This window comes from Streptomyces cinnabarinus, from assembly GCF_027270315.1.
Classification (GTDB): Bacteria; Actinomycetota; Actinomycetes; order Streptomycetales; family Streptomycetaceae; genus Streptomyces; species Streptomyces cinnabarinus.
Genome location: NZ_CP114413.1, coordinates 772,594 through 798,632, shown reverse-complemented (window position 1 = coordinate 798,632; position 26,039 = coordinate 772,594). Strand labels below are relative to the sequence as shown.

The 26,039-nt window shown below is 68.3% G+C and carries 23 protein-coding genes and 2 pseudogenes; 15 read left to right on the top strand and 10 right to left on the bottom strand.

What is annotated here, in order from left to right:
• Window positions 1-6: 6 nt before the first annotated feature.
• The 3 genes from STRCI_RS03735 to STRCI_RS03725 all read left to right on the top strand — a co-directional run bounded on the left by STRCI_RS03735 (window position 7) and on the right by STRCI_RS03725 (window position 3,374).
• Complete coding sequence (locus STRCI_RS03735) at window positions 7-486, top strand: NUDIX hydrolase (protein ID WP_269657371.1); 480 nt, start codon at window positions 7-9, stop codon at window positions 484-486.
• Window positions 487-541: 55 nt separating this feature from the next.
• Entirely contained in the window at window positions 542-1,342 is an 801-nt protein-coding gene (locus STRCI_RS03730; protein WP_269657370.1) for a 3-hydroxybutyrate dehydrogenase, read from the top strand.
• Window positions 1,343-1,409: 67 nt separating this feature from the next.
• Window positions 1,410-3,374, top strand: a complete 1,965-nt coding sequence (locus tag STRCI_RS03725) for a helix-turn-helix domain-containing protein (protein WP_269657369.1) — start codon at window positions 1,410-1,412, stop codon at window positions 3,372-3,374.
• A gap of 44 nt (window positions 3,375-3,418) precedes the next feature.
• Here the strand turns inward: STRCI_RS03725 and STRCI_RS03720 are convergent, their stop codons facing one another.
• Together STRCI_RS03720 and STRCI_RS03715 are read right to left on the bottom strand one after the other, a co-directional pair.
• Window positions 3,419-4,801 carry an MFS transporter gene (locus tag STRCI_RS03720; protein WP_269657368.1) on the bottom strand — a complete coding sequence of 461 codons (1,383 nt, stop codon included), beginning with the start codon at window positions 4,799-4,801 and terminating at the stop codon, window positions 3,419-3,421.
• A 2,045-nt stretch (window positions 4,802-6,846) separates the two neighbouring features.
• Window positions 6,847-7,845, bottom strand: a complete 999-nt coding sequence (locus STRCI_RS03715) for an NADP-dependent oxidoreductase (protein WP_269657367.1) — start codon at window positions 7,843-7,845, stop codon at window positions 6,847-6,849.
• Window positions 7,846-7,901: 56 nt separating this feature from the next.
• On the opposite strand from STRCI_RS03715, the gene STRCI_RS03710 reads away from it, so the two are divergent.
• A complete protein-coding gene (locus STRCI_RS03710; protein WP_269657366.1) occupies window positions 7,902-8,843 on the top strand; it encodes a LysR family transcriptional regulator in 942 nt (313 codons plus the stop codon).
• A 415-nt stretch (window positions 8,844-9,258) separates the two neighbouring features.
• The gene (locus STRCI_RS03705) at window positions 9,259-9,798 is read left to right on the top strand and encodes a helix-turn-helix domain-containing protein (RefSeq protein WP_336298786.1); all 540 of its coding nucleotides are present in this window, start codon (window positions 9,259-9,261) and stop codon (window positions 9,796-9,798) included.
• Here the strand turns inward: STRCI_RS03705 and STRCI_RS03700 are convergent.
• Window positions 9,689-10,132 carry an MFS transporter gene (locus STRCI_RS03700; protein ID WP_269664804.1) on the bottom strand — a complete coding sequence of 148 codons (444 nt, stop codon included), beginning with the start codon at window positions 10,130-10,132 and terminating at the stop codon, window positions 9,689-9,691. The two genes, STRCI_RS03705 and STRCI_RS03700, sit on opposite strands and share 110 nt — an antisense overlap.
• Window positions 10,133-10,525: 393 nt before the next feature.
• Window positions 10,526-10,777 (bottom strand): hypothetical protein, encoded by a 252-nt coding sequence (locus STRCI_RS03695; protein WP_418953306.1) that lies wholly within the window; start codon window positions 10,775-10,777, stop codon window positions 10,526-10,528.
• Between the two features lie 166 nt (window positions 10,778-10,943).
• Here STRCI_RS03695 and STRCI_RS03690 point away from each other — a divergent pair, with 166 nt between their 5' ends.
• Complete coding sequence (locus STRCI_RS03690) at window positions 10,944-11,591, top strand: TetR/AcrR family transcriptional regulator (protein WP_269657364.1); 648 nt, start codon at window positions 10,944-10,946, stop codon at window positions 11,589-11,591.
• Here the strand turns inward: STRCI_RS03690 and STRCI_RS03685 are convergent.
• A pseudogene (locus STRCI_RS03685) lies at window positions 11,491-12,282 on the bottom strand (glycosyl hydrolase). The gene STRCI_RS03690 and the pseudogene STRCI_RS03685 sit on opposite strands and share 101 nt — an antisense overlap.
• A 520-nt stretch (window positions 12,283-12,802) precedes the next feature.
• Between STRCI_RS03685 and STRCI_RS03680 the strand changes: the two are divergent.
• Both STRCI_RS03680 and STRCI_RS43525 read left to right on the top strand, forming a co-directional pair.
• A complete protein-coding gene (locus STRCI_RS03680; RefSeq protein ID WP_269657363.1) occupies window positions 12,803-13,258 on the top strand; it encodes a DUF6924 domain-containing protein in 456 nt (151 codons plus the stop codon).
• Between the two features lie 547 nt (window positions 13,259-13,805).
• A complete protein-coding gene (locus STRCI_RS43525) occupies window positions 13,806-14,102 on the top strand; it encodes a DUF6745 domain-containing protein (protein ID WP_269657362.1) in 297 nt (98 codons plus the stop codon).
• A gap of 67 nt (window positions 14,103-14,169) precedes the next feature.
• Here the strand turns inward: STRCI_RS43525 and STRCI_RS03670 are convergent, their stop codons facing one another.
• Entirely contained in the window at window positions 14,170-14,733 is a 564-nt protein-coding gene (locus STRCI_RS03670; protein ID WP_269657361.1) for a beta-1,3-glucanase family protein, read from the bottom strand.
• A gap of 393 nt (window positions 14,734-15,126) precedes the next feature.
• On the opposite strand from STRCI_RS03670, the gene STRCI_RS03665 reads away from it, so the two are divergent.
• Window positions 15,127-16,275 (top strand): ROK family protein, encoded by a 1,149-nt coding sequence (locus STRCI_RS03665; protein ID WP_269657360.1) that lies wholly within the window; start codon window positions 15,127-15,129, stop codon window positions 16,273-16,275.
• 120 nt (window positions 16,276-16,395) lie between these two features.
• On the opposite strand, the gene STRCI_RS03660 is transcribed toward STRCI_RS03665, so the two are convergent.
• Window positions 16,396-17,901, bottom strand: a complete 1,506-nt coding sequence (locus STRCI_RS03660; RefSeq protein WP_269657359.1) for a sulfatase family protein — start codon at window positions 17,899-17,901, stop codon at window positions 16,396-16,398.
• A gap of 180 nt (window positions 17,902-18,081) precedes the next feature.
• Between STRCI_RS03660 and STRCI_RS03655 the strand changes: the two genes are divergently transcribed.
• From STRCI_RS03655 to STRCI_RS03645, 3 genes are all read left to right on the top strand, one after another.
• Window positions 18,082-18,930, top strand: coding sequence for an AraC family transcriptional regulator (locus STRCI_RS03655; RefSeq protein WP_269657358.1), 849 nt, complete (start codon window positions 18,082-18,084; stop codon window positions 18,928-18,930).
• Window positions 18,931-19,046: 116 nt separating this feature from the next.
• Window positions 19,047-19,748 carry a response regulator transcription factor gene (locus STRCI_RS03650; protein ID WP_269657357.1) on the top strand — a complete coding sequence of 234 codons (702 nt, stop codon included), beginning with the start codon at window positions 19,047-19,049 and terminating at the stop codon, window positions 19,746-19,748.
• Window positions 19,745-21,211: a sensor histidine kinase gene (locus tag STRCI_RS03645; protein ID WP_269657356.1), complete on the top strand. Its 1,467-nt coding sequence runs from the start codon at window positions 19,745-19,747 to the stop codon at window positions 21,209-21,211. The genes STRCI_RS03650 and STRCI_RS03645 overlap by 4 nt, the downstream gene beginning before the upstream one ends.
• A gap of 37 nt (window positions 21,212-21,248) precedes the next feature.
• Here STRCI_RS03645 and STRCI_RS43520 read toward each other — a convergent pair whose 3' ends face one another.
• From STRCI_RS43520 to STRCI_RS43510, 3 genes and pseudogenes are all read right to left on the bottom strand, one after another.
• Window positions 21,249-21,383 carry a hypothetical protein gene (locus tag STRCI_RS43520; RefSeq protein ID WP_418953305.1) on the bottom strand — a complete coding sequence of 45 codons (135 nt, stop codon included), beginning with the start codon at window positions 21,381-21,383 and terminating at the stop codon, window positions 21,249-21,251.
• Window positions 21,384-21,585: 202 nt separating this feature from the next.
• Entirely contained in the window at window positions 21,586-21,753 is a 168-nt protein-coding gene (locus STRCI_RS43515) for a hypothetical protein (protein ID WP_418953494.1), read from the bottom strand.
• Window positions 21,754-21,771: 18 nt separating this feature from the next.
• Window positions 21,772-22,233 (bottom strand): annotated as a pseudogene (locus STRCI_RS43510) (helicase associated domain-containing protein); the annotation flags it as partial.
• 196 nt (window positions 22,234-22,429) lie between these two features.
• On the opposite strand from STRCI_RS43510, the gene STRCI_RS03635 reads away from it, so the two are divergent.
• The 3 genes from STRCI_RS03635 (at window position 22,430) to STRCI_RS03625 (ending at window position 26,034) form a co-directional block, all read left to right on the top strand.
• Complete coding sequence (locus tag STRCI_RS03635; RefSeq protein ID WP_336298784.1) at window positions 22,430-23,176, top strand: alpha/beta fold hydrolase; 747 nt, start codon at window positions 22,430-22,432, stop codon at window positions 23,174-23,176.
• 87 nt (window positions 23,177-23,263) lie between these two features.
• The gene (locus tag STRCI_RS03630) at window positions 23,264-24,676 is read left to right on the top strand and encodes an NAD(P)/FAD-dependent oxidoreductase (protein WP_269657355.1); all 1,413 of its coding nucleotides are present in this window, start codon (window positions 23,264-23,266) and stop codon (window positions 24,674-24,676) included.
• 410 nt (window positions 24,677-25,086) lie between these two features.
• Window positions 25,087-26,034, top strand: a complete 948-nt coding sequence (locus STRCI_RS03625; protein ID WP_269657354.1) for a trimeric intracellular cation channel family protein — start codon at window positions 25,087-25,089, stop codon at window positions 26,032-26,034.
• Window positions 26,035-26,039: the final 5 nt, after the last annotated feature.

The window sequence follows — 26,039 nt, the reverse complement described above, 5'->3', positions numbered from 1 at the left end:
GGTTGCATGCCTACTCCTGACTTCATCCGTACGATCCGGGCGTCCGCCGGGAAGCAGCTCCTGTGGCTGCCCGGCGTGAGCGCCGTCGTCTTCGACGACGAGGGCAGAGTGCTCCTCGGGCAGCGCGCCGACAACCACAAGTGGGCGGTGATCTCCGGCATCCCCGACCCGGGCGAGCAGCCCGCGGAGTGCGCGGTGCGGGAGGTGTACGAGGAGACCGGTGTGCACTGCGTGCCCGAGCGGATCGTGCTGGTGAAGTCTGGGCAGGAAGTCACCTTTGACAATGGCGACATCTGCCAGTTCATGGACGTCTGCCTCCGCTGCCGGGCGGTCGGCGGCGAGGCCCGGGTCAACGACGACGAGTCGATCGCGGTCGGCTGGTTCGCGGTGGACGCGCTGCCCCCGCTGAGCGAGTACCAGCTGTTCCGGATCAAGCAGGCGCTGTCGGACGAACCCACATGGTTCCAACCCATGACCAGCGACTGAAGTATGGGCTCTGACCACATGGGATGGGGCAGGGGCGCTGCCTAGGGTCGGGTGCATGACCCCGTCCAAGGCCCTCCCGGCACCCCCCGCCCCCTCGCTCGACCTCGGCGGCCGTACCGCCCTCGTCACCGGCGCCGCCGGAGGCATCGGCCGCGCCTGCGCGCTGCGGCTCGCGGCCGCCGGGGCCAAAGTCAGAGCGGTCGACCGGGACGCCGAGGGCCTGGAGGCGCTCGCCGAGCAGTGCCGGGGCCTCGCGGGCACCATCGAGGCCCACCCCCTCGACCTCACCGACCTGGACGCCGCCGAACTGGCCGCGGCCGGCACCGACGTCCTCGTCAACAACGCCGGACTGCAGCTGGTGCGGCCCCTGGAGGAGTTCCCGCCGGACGTCTTCCACACGGTGCTCACCGTCATGCTGGAGGCGCCGTTCCGGCTGATCCGCGGCGCGCTGCCGCACATGTACGGGCAGGGCTGGGGCCGGATCGTCAACGTGTCCTCCGTGCACGGCCTGCGCGCCTCCGCCTACAAGGCGGCCTACGTCTCCGCCAAGCACGGTCTGGAGGGCCTCTCCAAGACCGCCGCCCTGGAAGGCGCCCCCCATGGCGTCACCTCGAACTGTGTGTGCCCCGCCTATGTGCGCACCCCGCTGGTCGAGAAGCAGGTCGCCGATCAGGCGCGGGCGCACGGCATCCCCGAGGAACGCGTCCTGAGAGAGGTGATGCTCCAGGACATGGCGCTCAAGCGGCTCATCGAGCCGGACGAGGTCGCCGAGGCCGTTGCCTATCTGTGCAGTCCGCAGGCATCCTTCGTGACCGGTACGTCGCTCGTCCTGGACGGCGGCTGGACCGCGCACTGAGCGGTCGTCGCCCTCGGGTTGTCCACAGGGCCGACCCGGCGACCGTGCGATGGGGAATCCTGTGAGCATGTCCCGCGATCACGTGCAGTCCGCAGAGCCGCGGTCCGCAGAGCCGCAGTCCGCAGAGCGCTCCACCGGCCAGGTGCCGGGCGGCGGCGCCGAGGCGCCGTTCCTCGAACTGCTGGCCCGAGGCGCCTCGGCCGACGCCTACGAGCAGCTGCTGCTGCTCGCCCGCGCCGAGGGACGGCCCGCCGAGCGGATCGCCGCGCTGGAAGCGGCCAAGCTGCTCGCCCTGCGCGTCCGCTCCGAACTGGAAGGACGGCGCAGGCGCGAGGCCGAGCTGTCCGCGCTCTTCGAGACGGCCCACGACCTGGCGGGCCTGAGGGACCTGGACGCCGTGCTCCAGGCGATCGTGCAGCGCGCCCGTTCACTGCTCGGCACCGATGTCGCCTACCTCAGCCTGAACGACCCCAAGCGCGGCGACACCTACATGCGGGTCACCGAGGGCTCGGTCGCCGCCCGCTTCCAGCAACTGCGCATCGGCATGGGGGAGGGGCTCGGCGGACTCGTCGCGCAGACCGCCCGTCCCTACGTCACCGACGACTACTTCGAGGACGAGCGGTTCCGGCACACCGTGAGCATCGACTCCGGGGTGCGCGAGGAAGGACTGGTGGCGATCTGCGGGGTGCCGCTGATGCTGGGGCACCACGTCATCGGCGTGCTCTTCGCGGCGGACCGGCGGGCCCGGGTCTTCGAGCGGGAGCAGATCGCCCTGCTCGGCTCCTTCGCCGCCCTGGCCGCGGCCGCCATCGACACCGCCAACCTGCTCACCGAGACCCGCTCGGCCCTCGCCGACCTGGAGCGCGCCAACGAGATCATCCGCGACCGCAGCGGAGTCATCGAGCGCGCCTCCGACGTCCATGACCGGCTCGCCGAGCTGGTGCTGCGCGGCGGCGGGGTGCACGACGTGGCCGCGGCCGTCGCCGAAGTCCTCGACGGCACCGTCGAGTTCACCGAGACCGCCCCCGGCACGGCCCTGGAGACCTCCCGCGCGGAAGGGCACGCCGTACGGCACGAGGACGACTGGATCGCCGCCGTGGCCGCGGGCGGTGAACTGCTGGGCGCGCTCGTCCTGCGGGGCCATCCCGGGCTCGACCCCGTCGACCAGCGCACCCTGGAGCGCGCCGCGATGGTCACCTCGCTGCTGCTGCTCGCCCGGCGCTCGGCCGCCGAGGCCGAACAGCGGGTCCGCGGCGAACTGCTGGACGACCTGCTGAACGGCCGCGACCGCGACCCGCGCCTGCTGCGCGAGCGCGCCGCCCGGCTCGACGCCGATCTCGACGCCACCCATGTCGTGCTCGCCGCCCGGCTCGACGGGCCCGCCGTCGGCGCCGACGAGGAGGCCGCCGCCCGGCGCCGCCTGTGGTCCGCCGCCTCCCATCTGGCCGCGACCCGGCACGGCCTGGCCGCCGCCCGGGACGGCGGCACGGTCCTGCTGCTGCCCCTGGAAGGGACCGACTCGGCCACCGCACTGGCCCGCCGCACCGCCCGCCAGCTGGGCACCGCCGTCCACGAGGCGGTCACCGTGGGCGCCTCCGCCCCGGTCGAGGACCTCGCCACCTACCCCGACACCGTGGCCGCCGCCTACGAGGAGGGCCGCCGCTGCCTGGACGCCCTGCGCCTGCTCGGCCGCCGCGGTGACGGCGCCGCCGCGGAGGACTTCGGCTTCGTCGGACTGCTGCTGGCCGGCGAACGGGACATCACCGGCTTCGTCGAGCGCACCATCGGCCCGGTCGTCACCTACGACGAACGACGCGGCACCGACCTGGTGCGCACCCTCGACGCCTACTTCGCCAGCGGGATGAGCCCCGCCCGCACCAAGGACGATCTACACGTCCATGTGAACACGGTCGCCCAGCGCCTGGAGCGCGTCGGGCGCCTGCTGGGCGACGACTGGCAGAGCCCGGCCCGCGCCCTGGAGATCCAGCTCGCCCTGCGGCTGCACCGCTTGTCGGCACCGACCACGCACTGACCCCCGTACGCCGGGGGCGTACGGGGGCCGGGTTCGGGACGGGATCAGCGGGTGTGCGCGTCCGCCGCCGTACGGACGGCGGCGGAGGCCTCGTCCTCCGGGGAGGGCTCGATGTCGGCCAGGTCCCGGTGGCGGGTCTCCTTGGCCACGCCGACCGCGATCAGCGTCAGGACGACCGCGGCGATGACGTACAGGGCGATCGGCGTGGAGCTGTCGTAGTCGGCCAGCAGCGCGGTGGCGATCAGCGGGGCCGGGGCGCCCGCCGCGACCGAGGCGAACTGGGCGCCGATCGAGGCGCCGGAGTAGCGCATCCGGGTCGCGAACATCTCGGAGAAGAAGGCGGCCTGGGGCGCGTACATCGCGCCGTGCAGCACCAGGCCCACCGTCACGGCGAGGACCAGGTTGCCGAAGCCTCCGGTGTCGATGAGGGCGAAGAACGGGAACATCCACAGGCCAATTCCGGCCGCGCCGATCAGATAGACAGGACGGCGCCCGATCCGGTCGGAGAGGGCGCCCCAGACCGGGATGACCGCGAAGTGCACGGCCGAGGCGATCAGGACCGCGTTGAGCGCGGTTTGCTTGGAGACGTCGGCGGCGGTGGTGGCGTAGACGAGGATGAAGGCGGTGATGACGTAGTAGCTGATGTTCTCCGCCATGCGCGCGCCCATCGCGATGAGCACGTCGCGCCAGTGGTGGCGCAGCACCGAGACGAGCGGCGGCTTCTCCGCGCTGTCGGACTTGCGGGCCTCCGCCTGGGCCAGCGCCTGCTTGAAGACCGGCGATTCATCGACAGACAGACGAATCCACAAACCGACGATGACGAGAACGCCGGAGAGCAGGAACGGGATGCGCCAGCCCCAGCTGGTGAAGGCGCTGTCCGAGAGCGTGGCGGTGAGCAGCGAGAGCACACCGGTGGCGAGCAACTGTCCCGCGGGCGCGCCCGTTTGCGGCCAGGAGGCCCAGAAGCCGCGCCGTCGCGCGTCCCCGTGCTCGGAGACCAGCAGGACGGCCCCGCCCCACTCGCCACCGAGCGCGAAGCCCTGCACCAGCCGCAGCACGGTCAGCAGCACGGGAGCGGCCGAGCCGATCGTCGCGTGCGTCGGCAGCAGACCGATCGCGAAGGTCGCCCCGCCCATCAGCAGCAGGCTGAGCACCAGCAGCTTCTTGCGTCCGAGCCGGTCACCGTAGTGCCCGAAGACCAGGGCGCCGATCGGACGGGCGGCGAACCCGACCGCGTAGGTCAGGAAGGACAGCAGGGTGCCGACGAGCGGGTCGGAGTCGGGGAAGAACAGTTTGTTGAAGACGAGGGCTGCGGCGGAGCCGTAGAGGAAGAAGTCGTACCACTCGATGGTGGTGCCGATGAGGCTGGCGGCGACGATGCGCTTGAGGTTGCCGGGCGTTGGTGGAGCGGTTGCTGCGGAGGCCATGTGCGCCACTTCCTCGTGTGCGGTGGGGACGGGTATGCGTGTCGGCACACCGTAGGAAGCGGCAGGTCAGGCTCACATGTGGTGGGACAACATAGTTCGGGGCGCGGCTATGCGTCAGGCCCCTACATCCCCTCACTGAGCGGCCAGTTAGTGGCTTGAAGAGGGTCGAGATTGCCGTGTCCGGGAAGCGCAGTTGGAGGCGATTTGACGGTGGCGTGCTGGCTTCCGTGCTGGTTTGGTGCTGACTACGCTCCGTAGAACTCGGGAAATAGGAGCGGACCGGTTCTGAGTTGCGCCGCAACTGGTGGCTGGATTGGTCAGGCCAGGCAGACTGCAGGCGCGAACTCTGTGCCGGTAGGCGCGACGCCGGAAGTACGCGTTGTGCTCGCAAATGGGAACTGTGCGAAGTCGGCAGCAGGAGCGGCCCGTTGGTCGTTGCCTGGTCCGGATCTTGTCGGAGGCCTGACCTGACGGCGTCGCGCCCGACCCGGTGAGACCGTCACCTCGGCGGCGACGGCGCGTACGCACGGCAGGAGATCTCGTCGTCGGGCGTGCTGGCAGTGACCATGCAACTGTTCGTCGCGTGGGTGAGGTAGGCCGGGATTCGAGCGTGTTGCGTGCTGTGTCCGAGTCGGCCTCGCGCGTAGAGCAGGTGTGAGCACCGGTCGCCGTGCTGGCGGCGATCGACGCCGTGTCGGAGCCGCGGCAGTGCTCCTGTCGTGGCCGAGTCAGCGGGAAATCGAGCCGGGCGGCTCGTTCCCTACTGTGGTGGGTCGGCTCGATCGAGCATCGGCGCCTTGACGCATCCTGGTGTTCATGACCCGGCTGCAGATGGTCCAGTTGTTCTGGAATCGTCGATGGGCGGACATCCCGCGGTACAGCCGTCCGCCAGCTTGAGGCTGGCGGCACGAGGTCCGTCACGCAGCAACATGGCTATGCCATCAAGAGGCGGGCCCCGTCCCCACCTGGGGCTGATCGCTGCTCTTCGGCAGTTCGATGGTCCGGGACACCTCACGGGCTCGGTCGGACCACGGCGTGGGCCGCAGCGTGGTGCTGTCGACACGAACGACGGTGCGAGTACCGTGCGCGTGCGTGGTCCTGCCCTCGTCTGAACACACCCGATAGCCTGCGGTGGCTGAAGCGCTCCCCATATGCTCCATCCACAGGTGCACCGCGCACTGACCAAGGCCCATCACCGGGACGTCGTAGGTGATGGTGAACGCCTTCACCACCTGGAAGCCGTCCTCTTCGATGCCTGACGCGCCGCCGAGGCCCTGCCCCCCGGCCGAACTCCACCCCACGGTCGCTCGACCCAGATCTGACAACGGCTGTTGTGCAGCATGCCCATCGGGTCCAGATCGTTGAAGTGGAAATCCACCGGGACCAGGACCCCAACGTCGGTGCCCGGCAGATGGTTCATGTTTCTCTCCTGACGATTCGCCAAACTGGCGAGTTGACGGGGTGGATACGGGTGCGGACCAGGCCGACGACGTCCGGGAAATCGCGCGGTGACGGCGGTTCGCGTTGCGGACGTCTGCCGCGTCGGGGCCGAGGGTGATCACTCGGAAGGTTTCCAGTCTCCGTTTTGCCTCGGGCAGGTTGGAGGATTGGTGGCCGCGTGGGTGGAGACCAGAGACACGGACAAGGTCACCAGCCGGTGGTACCACTCGGGGATGAGCTCCTCGGGCACCCCGGCGTCGTTGAGGGCCTGCAGGGTCTTGCAGTGGCGCTGCGTGAGCTCCACTGCCGTGGCCCTCTGGCCTGCCCGGGATCAAGAGGGTGCTGTAGATCTTGCGTTTCAGTGTCAGCCGAGCCGCATCGGGACGCAGCCGTAGGCCAGGCGCTTGGCTATTCAGCCCTGGAATGCCTGAGCAGTCAGGTCCGGGACTTCTGCCCGAGGCGCAACTTGATCCACGAGCCTTTGGTAGCAAGCCTCTTGCCTCAGGCCCAGGTGGTGTATTCGGTCGGAACCGCTTCCAGTTCGGGCGCATTGAGCTCGTTCAGGGTGTGGGTGTATTTCGCCGCCGCCTGTTGGAGTTCGGCGATCACGGGGCCATTGTCAGTACGATTTTTCCTTGGATGTGGCCCTGTGCGGCTCGGGTGTGTGCGTTGGCCGCTTCGGGCAGCGGGTAGGTACTGTCCACCCCGACCTGCAGCTTGCCCTCGTCGAACAGGCGCCCGATCTCGGCGAGCTGGGGGCCGTTGGAACGCACCTGAATGTTCGAGACCGTGATGCCCAGACTCGCCGTCTCTTGGGGGTCGTACTGGGCGAAGAACACCGGAAGCATGGTGCCGCCGCGCTTGAGCACAGTCAGGAAGCGTGAGCTGTCCGGGCCACCGACGGTGTCGATCACCAGGTCGACGCCGCTGACCACATCCGCCGCCCGCGTCCTGGTGTAGTCGATGAACTCGTCGGCGCCGAGCTTGCGCAGGAACTGTTCGTGCCGGCCCGAGGCCACCGCGATGACGTGTGCCCCTTTCCATTTCGCCAGCTGCACCGCGAAGTGGCCCACTCCACCGGCGGCCCCGTTGACGAGCACGGTCATCCCTGGCGTGATCGGCACCGGCTGGTGCACCTGGCCGGTGAAAGGAGATGGCACGTCGTGGCCGAGATCAACCAGGTACTGCCAGGCCGTCAGCACGGCCATCGGCGCCCCGGCCGCCTGCACGTGGTCGATACCGGCCGGCTTGTGCGCCAGGTCAGAAGCCGGCGCGGCCACGTACTCGGCGTACGTCCGGCCGTCGAATCCGGGGAACCGCAGCATGCCGAAGACCTCGTCACCGACGGCGAACCCGCGGACGTCCGGAGCGACCGCCTTCACCACGCCCGACATGTCCGTTCCGGGGGTCAGGGGGAGCTCCAGCGCCGGCCTCATCTCGGCCGGCATGACCTTCATCCCCTCACGCAGGTACCAGTCCGGCGGGTTGATGCCCGCCGCGTGCACCCGGACGAGCACCTCGCCCGGGCCGATCTCGGGAACCGGCACCTCGTCGTACTGCAGAACTTCCGGCCCGCCCGCTTCGTGGAACTGGATCGCCTTCATCGCGCCTGTCGCTTTCTCGGGGAAACGTTGCTCCTTCAGTCAAGGCCCAGGACGGCATGGCCGTCCAAGACCGGTCCGGCAACCTGATCATTCCGAAACAGCATGACGCGTACCCTGCAAGGGTGAACGATCTCGGACAGGACCTGGAACTGCGGCTCGTGCGCTACTTCACCGTGGTGGCGGCGCACCAGCACTTCGGCCGGGCCGCCGCCGACCTGCACGTAGCCCAGCCGGCGCTGAGCCGCCAGATCCAACGGCTCGAGAAGTATCTCGGCACACGACTCCTGGACCGCACCGCCCAGGGCACCCGGCTCACTCCGGCCGGCCAGACGTTCCTCCCCCGGGCCCAAGACCTGCTGCAGGCCGCCCGCCAGGCTGAGCTGGCCGTGCGTGAACAAGCCGAGACCGAACGAATCGCCATCGGCTACGTCGAAGACCTGGTGATCACTGCCGCCGTGCGGGAACTGCGCCGCCGTTACCCCGACGCCGAGATCGCCACCAGGCATCTGAGCTGCCGCGACGTCGGAGCGCTGTCCGACAGGCGCGTCGACGCCCTGATCGCGCGGGCCCCGCTGCCGCTCGTTGCCGACGACGTGTTCACCACCCCGCTGTACGAGGAGCCTCGGATGCTCGTGGTCCCGCGCAGCCATCCCTTGGCCGGCCGCGCGTCGGTGACCGCGGAAGAACTGGCCGGCGAAGAGGCGGCGCCGTGCGCGTTCGAGACCGCAGACTGGGCTTCCTACCGGATCCTCGGGGCCGGCGTGCCGCCGATCGAGAGCTACGAGGACAAGCTCGAACTCGTCGCGAGTGGCAGGGCGATCGCCGTGCTACCGGTCGGCGATCGGCGTAGCTCACTGCGCCCCGACCTCGTCACCGTCCCGGTCGAGGGAGCTCCATCCAGCCGGGTCGTCCTGGTCAGCCGCAAGGGCGACCCGAATCCGATGATCAGGAATCTCCGGCTGGCGGCCAAGGCGGTTCTGACCGCCCCGGCAGCCTGACCAGGCTCGCCTTCTCCTACGGTAAGGCGATGCGCAAGGCCAGGGGCTGCGCATCCTGCGCAAGGACCTGGCCCATCCGGTGCCGTGGATGCCGTCGCTGGAGCAGACCGTCGCCGACTTCCCCAAGGACGGCACGCACTGGGACTTCACGGTGTTCCAGCCCAGGGCCGATGGCATGGTCATCGCCAAGGCGGCGTTGTCGACGGAGCGGCCCGCTTGGTCGAAGAAGCAGGCCCGCGCCGCCGGTTGGTCTGCACGGTGTGGGACTACGACGGGCGATAGTTCAAGGACGAAACCGGATGCCGTTTAACTTCCGGCTGCCCGAGCGGCCCAAGGCCCCGGCGGCTGGTATGCGGTGCTGCACCGACGGCGTGGACGAGATGGAGCGCCTGGCCTCGCTCGCCGGAACGTCAACGTGACGCCCTTCGATCCGGGATCGCCTCCAATCGCGGCCAGAGCCGAGGTGTCCAAGCGCACCGTGTACGACTACTTCGTCGACAAGCGGCGGCTCTTCCTGGCCATCCTCTCCGCCGCTGCCCAATTCGATGCTTGCCACGAGCCGCCGGGTGCTAGACGAGCGCCCCCCACGAACGCGCAGATCACGACAATGCGCAACTGGAGCAGGCCTCACGGCGTTCGCGATCGACCTGGGCACGTCGATCGTCGGCTCCGCCCTCGTCGCCCAGCAGCGCTTACAGACGCCGACGAGCACGGACGATCTCGCGACGGACTCGGCGTCGCAGGACCTGGCGGACCGCATCGCCCACTTCGCCTGGCTCGGGCTCCTGGACACGGACAACTCACGCCAGCTGCCGACCACTTCAGCGCCCTGACGATCCTGCTGGCTACGAACGGTAACCGATCCCCGCCACCGCCGACCCGAGGAAGGTCCGCCAGAGCCTGGCCGACGGAGATGCAGCCCACGCGTTCATCCCGCGCGTACGCCACGCGCTAGGAACGGGCTCCGTACCCGCGTGAGGACGGAGCCGGGAACGTGCTGGGCGGGACGCCGCTACCACGTGCCCGGAATTGAGGGTGTGCACTTCGGAGCCTGTCAGTGCGGCACCTGAACGGGCCGCGATGTCGGTGGCCCCGTGGCCGGGGCGGATGGTGGTGGCCACCGCGGTCAGGATGCTGAGGCTCAGCGCGCTGCCGATCTGGTGCACGGTGTTGATCAGGCCCGAGACGGCGCCCGCGTCCGCGGGGGCGACGCCGTCGCCGCCGCTGGAGGTCAGCGGGGCCAGGGCCAGACCCTGCCCGGCGCCGACGAGCAGCATCGGCAACGCCACGCCCGTCAGGTAGGGGTGTGCAGGTCGAGGAGGCTGAGCCACACCATGCCCGCCGTGGTCAGGACAACCCCGATCAGCAACACTCTCGGCCTGCTCACCCGCCCCAGCAACCGCGGTACCTGGACGGCGAGAACGAAGTTGACGAGCCCGGCCTGCAGCGGCGTCCAGTGGTAGCGCTCTGCACGAACTGCGTGGTGAAAAGAAGAGCTGGAGCGGTCCGAGGACGGGGCTCATCTGCTGGCGTGTACCCGGCACGCAGACAGCCGGGCGGCACCCTGAAGGAGATATGCGCGGTGGCGCCTCGGGATGCCCCAGGCGCCACCGCGCATATCTCCTCCCAAGACCTACTTGGATTCGACCCGTCCGAGCGGGTCGGGGCGGGAGGCCAGCGCGTCACGCGCGGTCTGCCAGGCGGAATCCTCGGGGCAAGGTGCCCTCTGGTCCGTTCACTGCGGCACACACGGCGGCTGCCACGTCCGCCAGCCCCATCAGCGCGCCGCCGTGCAGGCCGCCGCCCAGCGTGGACAGAGCCGACACGTAGTCGAGCCGCGCGCGAACCTCCGACGCATTGATCGCGGCAAAGCGCACTCCGAGCGTTTCCGCGAACGGTGCGACGGCGTAGATCTCCTCAGCGGTGACAGTCATCGGCTATCCTTGGTTTATAGAGTTAAGTTAACGCCGACAAGTTACATGCGACGGCCCTGATCCACAACACGGAGACGAGTGACGTGATGACACCCACCACCTCTCGCGGCAGCGGCATCGGCTCCGGGGCGGCCGACTCTTCCGCCTCGCAGGGCAGGTGGTGACGATGGACCCGCTCGACTCCGAGCCCTCCACCCCGCCCGTCGCTGCGCCGCGGCGGCGACGGGCGCAACGCGGGGACGGTGCGCGACTGCGTGACGAACTTGTCGAGGCGGCCGAGCGGCTGCTCGACAAGGCTGGTGAGGACGCGGTCACCATCCGGGCCGTGGCGCAGGCGGTGGGGGTCAGCCTTCCGGCGGTCTACCTGCACTTCGGTAGTCGTCTCGAACTGCTGCACACCGTGTGCCTACGCGTTTGGGGTGAGCTGGGCGACTGGATGGGCGATGCCTCTGCCGACGCCGGTTCGCACGACCCGTTCAATGCGCTCCACCAACGTTCGGTCGCCTATGTGCGGTTCGGGCTGGCTCATCCCGTCCGCTACCGTCTCGTGATGACCGGCCCAGCCACCGAAGCCAGCGGTCAAGTAGCCTCGGCCTGTTTCCGGTTCCTGCGTGGAACGGTCCAGGAGTGTGTGAAGGCAGGCGCGCTCCGCGGTGATGCGACAGCGCTCACCAGAGCCATCGCGGCCGCCTTGCACGGTGCTGTCGCCCTGCTCATCTTCCAGCCGCCCGAGAGTTGGCCTGAGGACGTGGAAGGCTTCGCCCGCGACATCGCAACCCTTGCCACACGAGGCGCGGCAGCGATCGAACCCTGATAGCCGGACGGCAGCGTAATGACGAGAGCCGCGTGGCTGCGATGCTGACGAGTGCGGCAACCAATCCGGCCAGGGCTAAACCTGCGGAGGCTTGGTGAACCACGTTGGCTGGCACGGCCCGTCCCAGGGGCCTTGCTTGCAGGCGGCCATGCCTGGGAGAGAATGCGCCGGTGGGCAGAGGCGGGACCGTCAGTCTGCCGCGCGGTAGGCCGCGCCGACCCTGTTGGCCCTGGCGCCGTTGTACGGGCCGCTGCCGTTGCCGCGGGTCCGTGGCGAGCGTGAACCAGGCATAGCGTTGGACGTACGGCAATCTCTGGAGCGTTGATGTCGACTTCGCCACGAACGCCGCCTGTTGAGCCTTGGTCGGATAGCGCGGGGTGCCGTTCGTGAAGTCGATGAGCGCGTATACGGTGAGCCAGATCGGCTAGTCGTGGCGCTGGTGCACGGCCTGGAGGTAACTGCGCAACTGGGCTGTCGCACGTCTGGCGTCAAAGTCCGCGCCATACCAGTGCAAGGGGATGAAATCGACCTTGTAGTCACGGGCGGCGGCACCCTTCATGAACCGGTCGAGCCAGCCACCGGCGACATCACCACCGGTCGCGACCGCTGGAGCGCCGAGCCGCATTCCGGTCGACTCCAGCCGGGGCCAAAGGCCGCGCGCCTCCTTCACAGTCATGTGCGCCTGGTCCAACCGGTCGGGCTCGTTGAAGCCGAGCAGGATTCTGCCCTGCTCTCCGGCCCGGTGCAGCTCCGCGGGGTCGCCGATCCCGCGTGGTGCATCATCGGCACGAACTCCACGCCGGCCGGAGCCTTGATCCCGCCCCGGCCGGAGGACCAGGTGTGGAACCAGCCGACCCTCGCGTCGGAGAGAGCCCTGGTGACACCGTCGAACTTCCAAGCACCGACGCCGTTTTCTGCACCGCAGTCACGGACCGGCCGATGTCTTCGCCCGACGCCGGCACCGTGGAGGCTCCGCCCTGTCCGCCGACTAGGAGCACGGCCGATAGTGCGAGCGGCAGGGCGAGAATGCACATCTTTCGCATGTGATTTCCTAACTCTCCATCTTTCATGGCGACTTGTCGGTGAACGTATACAGCAGCGACTGATGACTTCGGTCAGAAATTGCTCGGTGAACGGCAGTTATTGCGGTGCCCTAGGAGATCCGTCCGTGTGTGCCGAGTGGCGGCTGGTCCGAAGGCTAGGGTCAGCGCATGCGACCTCTGATCGACCGGACGGGTCATGACTTCGAAACCGAGGCCCTCGTTGTGCGCACGGATTTCTCGGACGATGGAGCGTGGCGAGTGGTCGTCGAGCAGCTCGCCGAGGGCTGCGCCGAGTACGAGAGGGACACTCACGTGGTGGACGACCGGGCCTTCGAGGGAGCGAGCCCGGAAGTGGTGGTGCTGTCCACTCTGCTGGGCGATCCGCGTCTGGAGGTCGTGTTCCTCGCCGATGCCGCTTCGATGAGGGGCGAGTACGCCCTGCTCGCGGTCTCGACCAGGGATGAGGAACTGGACGAGGACGATGACGAGGAACTGGGCTGTGTGTTCCGCCTGCTGCCCGCGCTGGTCAATGAGATGCACGTGAACCTGGCCATCGGACACCTCGATTTCTGGGAGTACGCCCATGCGGCGGCCCAGGACCCGGAGCACATCCTCCGAACCTGATGGTGCGAGCGGAGAACACCGAACCGTGAAGATCGAAAAGCTCACCGAACTCCAGATTCGTGCGATGTCCGAGGTCGCGGACGAGTGGCTGGCCGGCGGGAGCCGTCGGCTCTTGGGCTGTGGCGGAAGCGAAGGCCGAGGTCAGGGATCAGGTGGGGGCCGATCTCTGGGACGGGGTCGAGACGCAGGTCCGGGATCAAGTCGGGGGCCGCGCCGGACATCAGGCGGGTGATCAGGTCCGCGCCCGGGTTTGTAGTGAGGTCTTTGCCGAAGTCGGTGCGCCGGTCCGGGCCCGGGTGGACGACCACGTGTGGGCCCGGATCTGGGAAGGCATGAGGGGTTCGGACCTCAAGCAGGTCACGTCGGTACGCAATCTGCTCCGGACCGAGGTCGGGGAACGGCTCCGCGACCGGGTCTGGGTCGGCGTACGGGACCGTGTCGAGCCCTCGCTGCGGGACCGGGTGACGGACGACGCCTGGGCCCAGGCCGAGGATCGGGTCCGGGACATGATCCTCCGCGAGTGCGCCGGGGCTCGGGCCTCAAGTCCGTGCCCGGCCAGCATGACGCCGAACAGCTTGGCTTCTACGACTACTTCCGAGGCCCGTGCTCCCTCGCCGAGGCGGAGCGGCTGGCCGGGCTCATGCGCGTCGCGCGTTCCGCCGGGCGGTGGTGGCCTTTCGAGAGCGTTGCCGTCCTCACCGAGCGTCCCACGGTGCTGCACCACGACGAACGGAGCCGGCTGCGTGGCGAGACCGGCCACGCCATCGTTTATCCCGATGGGTTCGCCGTCCGGGCACGGCACGGAGGGCGGGTCTGCCACGGCTCGAGCGGCGACTCTTCCTGATCGTCACAGGATTTCCACAAGGTCGGTCCCTACGGTGCGGGCGCGTTGTCAACACCCCCTTCTGAAGTCATGTGGAAGGACCGACGTGATGTCCGATCTTGTTCTGCCGCGCCGTGTACGGCTGGCGGAGCGTCTGGCCGAGAGCCGGGCGTCCATGTTCGTCGGACTCGACCCAGCCCGCGGGATGCTGCAGGGCGACGTTGCCGTCCGCGCCCCGGACGGCCTTGAACTTCAGCTTGTGGCCCAGCGCCACATAGGTGCGGCCGGACATGTACGGCAGCCGGAGCTCGGTGTTGCCCCGGGCGGCCAGCGGGATGGCGTAGTCCGTGAAGCCGTTGTCGCGGTTGTCGGAGAGCTTGACGCGCTCCACGGTGCCGCGCCGTGTCACCCTGACCTGCCGGTCTCCCTTGGTGCCCACGATGTACAGATGGACGGAGCGGTTGGCGAACTCACCGCTGTGGTTGACGACGGTCAGCGGCAGCCTGCGAGCCGCCGCGGCGGCCGGCTCGTCGTCCGCGGCGAGGGTGCGTGGGGTGGTGAAGACGATCGCTGATCCGGCCATGGCGGCGCCGGCCATCGCGGTGAGCGTTCTCCGGCGGGTGAGCACATAGGGGTTGGGCGAGGTGGTCATCAGGGTTCCTCTCTCCTCGCGCCGTGCGGGACGGAAAGCGGGTGAGGAAGGCGCACCTACGGCGCCTGACCGGACTCGGCAGGAAACGGGGCCGTTACGGCACGTCGGTGACGTCCTGGGTATGGCGCAGGAGGGCTCTCAAGCCGGTTGCTGCCGACGGGAGTAGACGCTACGCAGCGTGAATTTTTCCGCCAAGAAGTGACAGAAATGACATGCCGAATATCGGTGAGGCCCGCGTCACTTCGGGCCGAGACGGCCGTCGAAGGTCTTCCGGCGGCTCACAGAGTTCCCACAAGAACGCTCTCTACCTTCCTGACGCCACGTGCGCGAAGGACTCGCCGTTCCGGCGCAGTCGTGATCGAAGAGGGGAATGCGTCTTCCGCCATGCCGAACATGACGACACGACACGGACCTCGGGTCCTGCACCTGTTACGCAAGCACGGTCCGCTGACTCGGGGCCGGTTGGGGGCCCTGAGCGGTCTGTCCCGGACCACGCTCTATGACGTCGTCGCCACGCTCCTGGACGAGGGCGCCGTCCTCGCCTCGGTACCACAGGCGATCCTGCGCAAGCGGGGTCGCCCGGCGGAGGTCCTGGCCCTGAATCCCGAGGCCGGCCATGTGCTGGGCATCGAATTCGCGCGTGATGCGGTGCGGGTGGCCGCGATGGACGCGTCGCACGAGATCGTCGGTACGGCGCACGAGCCGCATGGCGTCGACGTGGCGTGGCCGGTCCGGGTCGATCTCGCATGGCGGCTGGCGGACGCCCTGACCGGCGGGACGCTGCGATCGGATGGCGTCAACGGCATCGGCGTGGGGATGGCCGGACCGCCGGAACGCAGCTCCCTCCTGACCGTCCGGCACGGCGGCGTGGCAGAGCTGGTTCGCGAACGCTTCGGAACCCGGGCTCCGGTCGACCACGCCGCACGGCTCGCAGCGCTGGCGGAGACCGTCTGGGGTGCGGCCACGGGGGCGCAGGACGTGCTGTACCTGCGGCTGTCGCACGACGTCGGCGGCGGTCTCGTGGTGGCTGGCCGGCTGCACCGCGGTGCTCACGGGACCGCCGGGCAGTTCGGCCACATCACCGTGGATGCGGACGGTGCGCCCTGCGAGTGCGGCAAGACGGGGTGCCTGGAGACGGTGGCCTCGGTCGGAGCCGTGCTGAACGCCTGCCGCAGCGTGGGCGGCCCTGCCATGGATCTACCAGAGCTGGAGGCCGCGTTGGGCTCGGGCGACCGCACGGCACATTCGGTCGTAGCGCGAGCCGGCGCCCAGGTCGGCCGGGTGCTGGCCGATCTGTGCCATGCCGTCGGACCCGATGTGATCGTCGTGGGCGGCGAACTGGTCGCTGCCTGTCCGGCGGTCATGGAGTCGATCGCACACGAGCTGGCCTCCCATGCCGTACGAGGTCCGGGTCCGCAGCCTGAGGTGCGTTCGTCCGGACTGGGCTCCTTCGCAGCCGCGCTCGGCGCCGTCGCCCTGCACCGACAGCGGACCTCGCCGACATCGCTCCGTCGCTTGGTCGAGGCGGGCGTCGTGGCCTAGGCACGAGCCGACCAGGCGCTCGGTGAACCACTGCGCTTCGCGCCGGAACGGACCGAGGCCCGGGCCGAGGGGGACGGCCTGGGCATCGGAGCCCAATTTCGCCGGCGTGGATCGGAAGGCTTACGGGTGTCCGGCACTCCAGCAGCCGTCGCCGTCGCACTGCTTCAGGCGGGTCAGCGCATCGTGGAGTTCCGCACGCCGGGCGCCGCTCAACTGACTCACGACGTTGCGCAATTGATAGGGGTCGGTTCGGAGGTCGTAGTACTCCATCGCTCCGTTGCCGTACTCGACGTAGGTGTACGCGTTGGTGCGCAGGGCGTGATAGTCGGGCGGGCTGATGCTCTCCCCGCCGTTGTTGTCGGGGTCTCCCGGCGACCTCTTGGCGTGGCGGTGCTCGATGAGGTTGGCCTGGCGCGAGTTGGCGTCCCATCCGCCGTCCAGCAGCGGAAGCAGGCTGTGCCCGTCCACCCGGGGCGACACCGGGGCGCCACCGATGCGCTGGAAGGTGGGTGCGAGGTCGATGTTCGATACCTGGGCGTCACTCGTCCGCCCAGCCGCGACCCCGGGGCCGGCGATCACCAGCGGTACGCGGACGTCGGTGTCGAACGCGGTCTGCTTACCCGCCTTGAGCCTGTACTCGCCGAGGTGGAAGCCGTTGTCGGAGCTGAAGACGAAGTAGGTTTTGTCGGCTTCGCCGGCCCGGGCCACAGTGGCGCGGAGTTTGCCGATCATCCGGTCGATCGACTGGAGCGACTGCGCCCGCTTGCGGAACTTCTCATCGATCTTGTTCTTCTCGTGTGGGCTCAGCCGGTCCTGGCGGGCCAGCCATCGCGGCGCGTCGGTCGGCAGGGTGTCGAACGCGGGGCTGCGCGGCGCTGTCAGTCCGGGGAAGGCGTCCTCGTCCCGAGGCGCGGGCGTGGACGGACCGTGCGGCGTGAAGAGTGCGACCTCCAGAAGGAAAGGCTTGCTCGCTGCCGCGGACTTCTTGACGAAGGCGTTGCTCTTCTTGCTGAGCACGTCGGTCAGGTAGTCCTTGGGCCTGTCGCCGTGCGACTGGACACTGTGGTTGTGGGCGAGGTCGTATTTGTAGCCCTTGTAGCCGCCGCCGACGACATCCCACTGGCTCCAGCCCGGTGGCACGTACGGCCGTTGACCGTCAACGGTGTCCCCGGGGCTGTAGCCGTTGAGGTACTTGCCCATCATCGCGGTCCGGTAGCCCTTGGCCTTCAGGGCCGTGGCGAAGGTGTCCCGTTCCTGTCCCCCGTCGTGGAAGGCGTTGAAGCCGCCGTTCGGTCCTTCGTTGCTGAGGACTCCGGTGTTGTGGGGGTACCGGCCGGTGAAGATGGACGAACGGGACGGGCAGCAGAGCGAGTTGCTGACCACGTAGTCGCCGAACGTCGTGCCCTGGGACTGGAGCTTGCGGACCTCCGGCATGTACTGGAGGAGGTTCGAGGACATGTCGTCGGTGAGGACGAAGACGATATTCGGCCGTTCCGCCGCGACAGTGGCCTGTCCAGCGCCGGCGGGGGAGGCTCGGGATGCCGCCCCGCTCACCCCGCTCTGGACCGCGAGTGCCAACGGCACCACGCCGGCTATCAATGGGAGAAGTTGACGAGTGCGAATCATGTCCGGCAGCGTGTCATCGTGAATCGGAGCCGGTCAATACAAATTAGTCTAGTTCGAATTATTCCGGCCTCAAGGAGAATTAATCCGGCATCGATCGCTTTACGATCACCTAGAACTGCCCGCATTCTTTACCTAGTGCCTGCGCAGTGCCAGGACAATCGGGAGAGGGGGCACTGGAGGTTGGAGGCGATCAGCGGGGCGGGCGGTGGAACGTGGCACGCCCTGCAGGTGCGAAGGGCGGCGCTACGGAAAAGCGTCCGCACCCTCTATATTCCGTCGTCGTCGGGAATCACGCTGTATGCTCAGCTGAGCGGACTGGTGGAACTTTACGGGACGCGTGAACGGCCTTCCCAGGAAGAGGCGTTCCGACTGGCGGACGACGTGTACATCATCCCTCCGGGGCCGAGCCGGACCCTGTTCGTGGCAGCGAAAGGAGACGTTCCTGCGACGGTCGCCTCCCTCACCGTCCCGCAGGAGACGCTGCACCGGTTCGTCGACGAGGAGGACTTACCGTCCCGCCTCACCCAGCTGCGAGACATGTTTCCGGCCGTGCGATTCGACCCGGTCCTGGCGCTGACCGTAAGAGCGTTGGTGGTCGCGAGCGAGGCAGGCGCGGACGAACTGTACGCGCAGGCGGCGACGCAGTTCATCGCCGCCCACCTCCTGGCCGCGCACACGGACGGTGCCGTGCGGTCGGCCGGTGCGCTGAGTTCGCTCCAACTGGAGACGGTCCTCTCCTACATGCGAGAAAATCTCGGGCGACCGGTCTCACTTGACGATCTGGCTTCCCTCGTCTCTTTCAGTCGATTTCATTTCGTACGCCGTTTCAAAGCCGCTACCGGATCCACCCCGTATCGATATCTCACCGAGCTCCGGATCGACATGTCACGCAAGTACCTGGAGAGCGGGAACGACACGATCACCCGCATCGGCCAGCGCTGCGGATTCTCCGGACCGGAACACTTCTCCCGCAGCTTCCGCCGCGTCATGGGCTGTACGCCGTCGCAGTATCGGGCGATGCGAACATGACGCAGCAAGGATGACGTACTGCAAATGTCTGACCGCGGCGAGGCCCGCAGTGGAGACGCCGGCCGCTCCGATGCTTTGATCGGTGTCCTATGGACGGCCGCGGAACCGAGGTGTGCATGGCAGGCAGAGCTGGGCGGGTGCTGGTGGTCGACGACGACGCGGCCATACGCCGGTCGCTCGAACGGGGACTACGGCTCAGCGGCTTCTCGGTCGCCCTGGCCGACGGTGGTCACGCCGCTCTGGCCGGCGCGCGTGCCGAACGCCCCGACATCATCGTCCTCGACATCTCCATGCCGGACCTCAGCGGCATCGACGTATGCCGGAGCCTGCGCGGCGAAGGCGACGACGTACCCGTGCTGATGCTCTCCGCACTGGACGACGTCGACGACAGAGTCGCCGGACTGCAGGCGGGCGGGGACGACTACCTTGTCAAGCCGTTTGCCCTCCAGGAGTTGGTCCTGCGGCTGCACGCCTTGCTACGGCGGCGCCCGCCCGCCGCCACGGACCGGGTCCGGGTCGCGGGCCTGGTCCTTGAACCGGCCGCGCACGAGGCGTCTTTGGACGGTCGGCCGCTGAAGCTGACGAGGCGTGAGTTCGCGGTCCTCGAGGTCCTGGCCCGCAACGCCGGGGTCGTGCTCACCCGCGAGCTGCTGCTCGATCGCGTGTGGGGCTACGACTTCGAGGTACGCAGCGACGCCGTGGACACCTTCGTCAGCTATCTCCGACGCAAGCTGGAGGCAGGCGGCCGGCCCCGGATCCTGCACACCGTTCGCGGTGTCGGCTTCGTACTGCGGCCGGGCGTCGAGGGCGCGCCATGAGACTGTCCACCCGTGTCGCCCTCGCCGTCGGCGCGAGCGTGCCCCTGCTGGTCCTGGCGTCTGGTTGGCTGCTGCTGCACCTTGTCAGCAATGACCTCCGGGCCCACCGGGACGCCCAGCTGCGCGCCCGCGCGACGGTGGTGGCCAAGAACGCCAAGGCGTACCTGGATGTCGTCGGCACCGACCACCCGATCATGGAAGAGGCCCGGCACCGACGCCTGGTCAACTCCGCACGCGACGTGGGCGTATGGCTGACCGTCCCACAGGGCAGGGTCTCGGCCGGCCCGCAGCCCGACCCGCCCCCCGTTCTGCCTGCCGCCGCCCCCGACCCCGTCACCGTGACCTCCGGCGACAAGGACTGGCTCGTACTGTCGCTGCGCATCGGCACCGCGAAACAGGGCGGCACACCGAATCTGTGGCTGTTCTCGCCCGACACCGCCGACGATGAGCTGACTCTGGTGCGGCAGCGAGTGCTGACCGGGGCTCTGCTGGCCGCGCCACTGGCCGGAGCAGCCGCCTGGGCGATCACGGCGCGAGCCGTCCGTCCGCTACGGCGACTCCAGCGCCGTACCAGCGGGCTGGACCCGAGGACCAGCGCGGCGCGACTGGACCACACCCCGACGCGTATCGCCGAGGTCGACGACTTGGCGCAGACCCTTCAGACGGTGCTGAACCGCTACGACGAACAGGTGGCCCGCACCGGGGAGGCGCTGGCCACCGCCCGCGCGTTTGCCGCTACCGCATCCCATGAGCTGCGCACTCCGCTGATGAGTATGCGCACCAATCTCGACATCCTGACCGACCACCCCGACCTGGACTCTGCCGACCGCGCGGAGGTCTTGGACGACCTGGGGCGTGAGCAGGCCCGTCTGCTCGGTTTGCTGGTGATGTTGAGGGCACTCGCGCAGGGCGATCTGGTCGAGGCGGAAGCGTTCGCGACGCAGAACCTCGCGGAGCTGGTGGACGCGTCGGTGGCTGACCTGCGGCGCACGCACCCTGACGCGAGGGTCTCCGTGCACACCGCCGCGGAGCTGTGGGTGCACGGCTGGGAGCAGGGGCTGCGCTCGGCGGTGGACAACCTGCTGACCAACGCGTCGACACACGGCCGCGCCGAGGACGGAGTCGCCCGCATCGAGGTCACCCTGCGCCTGTCACGCGACCCGCGTGATCAGACCGTGGTGCTCAGCGTGGACGACCACGGTCCCGGCATCATCACCGAACGCCGCGAGGAGGTCTTCCAGCGCTTCCGCCGGGGCCCGTCCAGCCCCGGTTCCGGCCTTGGCCTGACGCTGGTCGCCCAGCAGGTGGCCCTGCACAGAGGCCGGATCGCGGTACTGGACCGCCCCGACGGGCGGCCCGGCATCCGATTCGAACTGCGCCTGCCGGCCACCGGTGTCCGGGACGCGCAGACCACTCTGTCCTTGCTGCCACGGGACTGGCTGACCGGGGCGACCGGTCAATGAAGCCCCGCCAGAGCGGCAACGCCTCGATCGAAGGCGCTCAGGCCGTCTTGGGGACCTTGGCGGGGGCATCGGGCTCCGGCGCTAGAGGTGCGATGCCGAGCTGCTCCAGGCACTCGCGCTGCCCGTCCATCAGCCCCTGCCACACGGTGTGCTGGCGCTGGTTGGCGAGCACTTGCCGATGTCCATACCGTGGACGGTGAGGCCCGGTTCCACGTGCGCGGCCCCGCTCTCCTTCTCGAGCATCTCCCGCACCGCCGCGTAGTGCCGCTGCCAGTCGGCCGGCAAGGCGGGTACCAGTCCGGGGCGATCTCCCGCAGCGCCGCTTCCCACCAGGGGTGTCCCTCCAGTGCGCCGGCCCGGCGCTGGTTGGACAGTCATTGCCCGACCGGCCGGTCCAACGCGGTCGCCCCACGAGGAGCGCACAGTGTCCAGTGGTCGTCGTAGTACGTGTGGGCGGCTTCGAGGTCCTCCTGGAAGCGTTCGTCCGCGACGGACCAGACCATGCCGAGCTTCTCCAGCCGGCGGGCACGCGCGCCGGTCATCTGGCCGGCCCCATACGCCCGCCGCTGTTCGGCGATCCACTGCCCGAGCGGGTACGCGCCTTCCTCGTGGCCGATCGGGTCCCGGGCGTGGCCCTCTCGTTCCGTGAGCTGCTTCAGTGCTGCCCAGCTTGTCGCTCGGTGTCGATGACATTGAAGGACACCCAGTCCGCGATCAGCTTCGGGTCGGGCGGGCCCGCGAAGCGGAGCAGCAGGCGGCGCTCCTCCTCGCCGTTCTCGGAGGGGTGCCGATGGACTGGGACGGCTGTGCCTGGTCCTTCTGCGGTTCCTGGGGGATGGCGAGGAGCTCGACGGTTTGTTCGTTGTGGGCCCGCAGGCCCTGGAGAACCTTGACCAAGGGCCGGTGCGAGGCAGAGGTGAACATGTCCTGAGCCGTTCCTGAGACGACCGGCCTGAGACAGGGAAGCGCGATTTATTCCGGGAGTCGGCAGCTTTATTCCGGCCCAGATGGTCTTGTGACATCTCCTTGCGGAGGTCACTGTCAGAGGGCCGATGAGGTCGTCTTTCCAGCAGGCAGCTGCGTGCACGCCCCTGGCAGCGAACTGTCCGTGGGGAGCCCACATAGCAGAGGAGTTGAGGTCATGGAGCATCTCACGAGCTGCGCACACGAGCCTCAAGAGAGGCACATAGCGAAGCTGACCATTCATATTTCGGGAAAATGATGACCGTTGTTTTCGTTCACGGAGTACCCGAGACCGGGCGCCTTTGGGATCCACTCCGGCGCCACCTCAAAGCTGAATCTCTCGCCCTGAACCTGCCAGGTTTTTCGACACCCCGGCCAGCCGGGTTCGGTGCGACGATGGACGACTACGTCCGCTGGCTGTCAGGCGAGTTGAGGGGCATCTCAGGACCTGTCGACCTGGTGGGGCACGACTGGGGCGCACTTCTTGTGGCACGCGTCGCCATGCTGGACTTCCTGCCGCTGCGAAGCTGGGCGATGGACGTCGCGTCCATCCTTCACCCCGACTATGTCTGGCACGATCCGGCCCAACGATGGCAGACCTCGGGGGCAGGAGAACAGTGGGCGCAGACCATGCGGGGGAATACAACCGTCGCCACTGCCGCGCTTACGGCCGCAGGTGTTCCCGCCGAGGACGCCTCGGGCATGGGTGCACAATTCGATGCCCATATGGCTGGCTGCATCCTGGACCTTTACCGCTCCGCGACGCCCAACCCATACGCTCATTGGGGCGCAGACCTGACTCGGACAGCAGCCCCTGGCCTAGTGATCCAGCCCCTGAGCGACCCCTACGACGACCAGATCAACTCCCAGAAGGTTGCTGAGCGTCTCGGAGCGCATGTGGAATGCCTGCCGGGCCAAAGTCACTGGTGGATGCTGAGCGCTCCCGAAGAGAGTGCCGCTGCCTTGCTGCGGTTCTGGAAGACGGTGGGCATGGACTCGTGAGTACGGCTCGGCGCCCAGTAGCGCCGAACCAGCTCTGGCGTGTGGTACCGCCGAACTTGATCGGACACAGAAGGGATAAACGCAGCCGTGTCGGACGCATTGATCCTGGGCAGCGGCCCGGCAGGGTTGATGACTGCAATCTTGTTAGCGGCAGAAGGCAGGCAGGTCACCCTCGTCGACCGCGATCCACCACCTCCCAAGGGCGGCGGAGACGACCTGTATGCCGGTTGGAAGCGCCCCGGCGTGCGTCAGTTTTCACAGGCGCACCTCCTATTGCCAGGAGGATTTCACCTACTGGCCAAGGAGTCTCCCGAGTCGGTGGACCGCATGCTCGACGTGGGCGCCGTCAGTCACAACCTCATCGCAGGAGCATGGCATGTCGGGGCGATAGACGGCCCGCGCGAGGATGACGGCCGGTTCGAGACAGTGGCCGTACGGCGTCCTGTACTTGAGGCCTCCTTGTTTGCCGTGGCGGAGGGACACCCCGGAATTACCGTGCGACGTGGCCTCCAGGTCAACCGGCTGAGTACAAAGGAGCCCCGCGCAGGCCAATGCTCGCGGGTCACAGGGGTAGCCTGTGAGGGGGGCGAGGAGATCAACGCCGAATTGGTCATTGACGCCTCAGGCCGGGGTGCGAGCGGGGCAGCAATGCTCAGGGATGTGGGACTCGCACCGTACGAGCAGCGGGCGGAGGCGGGTTTCCGCTACTACACGCGGTTCTTCCGTTCCGAAAACCTAGCCTCCCGACTGCCGCCATGGGCGGGGTTTCAGCACGACAGCGTCAGCATCCTTGTCCTGCCCGGTGACTCCGGAACCTGGTCGGTGACGTTCGTGACGTCCGACCGTGATCAGGAGCTCCGGGGTCTGAGCAACCGCGATGCCTGGCACCGAGCGATACAGCTCTACCCAACCGAAGCACATTGGGCTGAAGGGAAGCCTGTCACGGGTGTGATCGCCACCGGTGGTCTACGCAGCGCGCACCGTCGCCTCGTCGTAGCTGGAGCGCCTGTGGTCACCGGGATCGTGGCAGTGGGAGACGCATGGGCCTCCACCAACCCGTTCTTCGGCGCCGGCATGACCACGGCGTTCCGGCACGCTGCACTGCTCCGGGACACGATGCGCCTTGTTGACACGAAGGACGCCACTGCATTTTCAATGACGTTCGCCGCCGCGACAGAGCGTCACCTGCTGCCACTCTGGCATGGTTTTGACGACTGGGACCGGCACCGCCTGGCCGAGGTGGATCACGAGATGATGGGCCAGCGCTACACGACGGACGATCCGTTCTGGCAGAAGCGCGTAGGACTCGAAGCGGCACGCGCGAAGGACCCCGATGTCCTGCGTGCCGTCGCCGACGTGACCGGCCTCCTCGCGGGCCCGGAGGTGTTGGCAAGGCCCGGTCTCAAAGAGCGGATAGCCGAATTGAGCGCCGGGGCTTCTCGTTATCACTATCCCGGCCCAGTGCGCCGCGAGTTGCTTGCAGCAGTCACCGCCGAATGACCCAGGTAGGTACTGCTGTAGGAGGACGCCGCGCACGTGCCGGCGTCCCCTGCGGCTGAGGTTGGCCGACTGCGTCCGGCACCCGCCCGCGAGCACCTGCCGCCGCTATGAACCGCTCCTAGGCCACGCGGCTCCCGTGATCAACTCGCCAGCGCGATAGCCATGGTCAGTTGCTCCCAGCTCATCACTCGCCGTCGTTGTAGTGGCCTGACGGCTTGCCGGGAGCCGCGCCCGGACGCCGTGACGCGGGCCTTTGACTAGAGCGCAATGGGTGCAGCCATTGCACGTACCACAACGTGAGAATAGTGGTCGGGCGTATGCCGTCCCCACGCCCTCTTCGCCGGAGCAGTTCAAGACGTCGCGGCCTTCAACGGTTCGCACGCTTACCAGCCTTCAGGGAGACCTGGCCTATGCCGATCGAGGAACTGAGCGGTGCTGTCCAGTACGTGATGGATCTGATAGGTATCTTCGCCTTCGCTCTCTCAGGGGCGTTCCTCGCGGTACGCAAGGACTTCGATATCTTCGGGACGGTCATCCTCAGTGAGGCGGCGGGCCTTGGCGGCGGTCTTTTCCGTGACCTGGTGCTCGGGATCACCCCGGTCGCTTTCACCGACCTCGGCTACTTCTTCACGCCCTGCGTCGCTGCGCTGATCGTTTACTTTGGCTACCGGCTCCGCCATGACGAAAAAGTGTACGAGGGCAAGCCATTCGACATCTCCGACGCGGCGGCGCTGGGACTCTTCAGCGTCACCGGCACGATCAAGGCGCTCTCCCACGGCCTCAACAGTCCCGCCGCCGTCACGCTCGGCAGTGCCAGCGCCGTCGGTGGCGGCGTCCTCGCGTATCTCCTCGCTCTCGAACAGCCGGCGCTGCTCCGCTGGAACCGTGATCTGTACGCACTGCCCGCGTTCGTCGGCGCGACCTCGGTCGCCATGCTGTACAACTCGGCGCTGCTGAACGTTGGTACCGCCATCGGTGCCTCAATGTTCGCCTTCGGGCTGCGGCTCCTCGCGCTGCGTTACAGCTGGCGAACTCCGCGTTCGCAGTTCTGGCGCAATCCGTTCGCAGGCATGCGGCAACAGCCGCCGCCGGTCAATCCGGTCCCGGACCTGGCGCCGTCCATGCAAGCCGACATGGCCACATTGCCCTCCGTCAATGATGGCAGGAGCACGCCACCCTCCTCGGCAACCGACACAGTCACACTGCGGCGCATCGATATGGGGCCGCTATCCCGACGCGGTGACGGCGTCCAGCCAACGACTCCAACGCCGGGCCCCGACCGAGACCCGCGGTTCCTTCTCCACTGGCCGGCGCGACGAGACCACGATGGTCAGGACCATGCCTCACCAGGCAGGTAGATCGG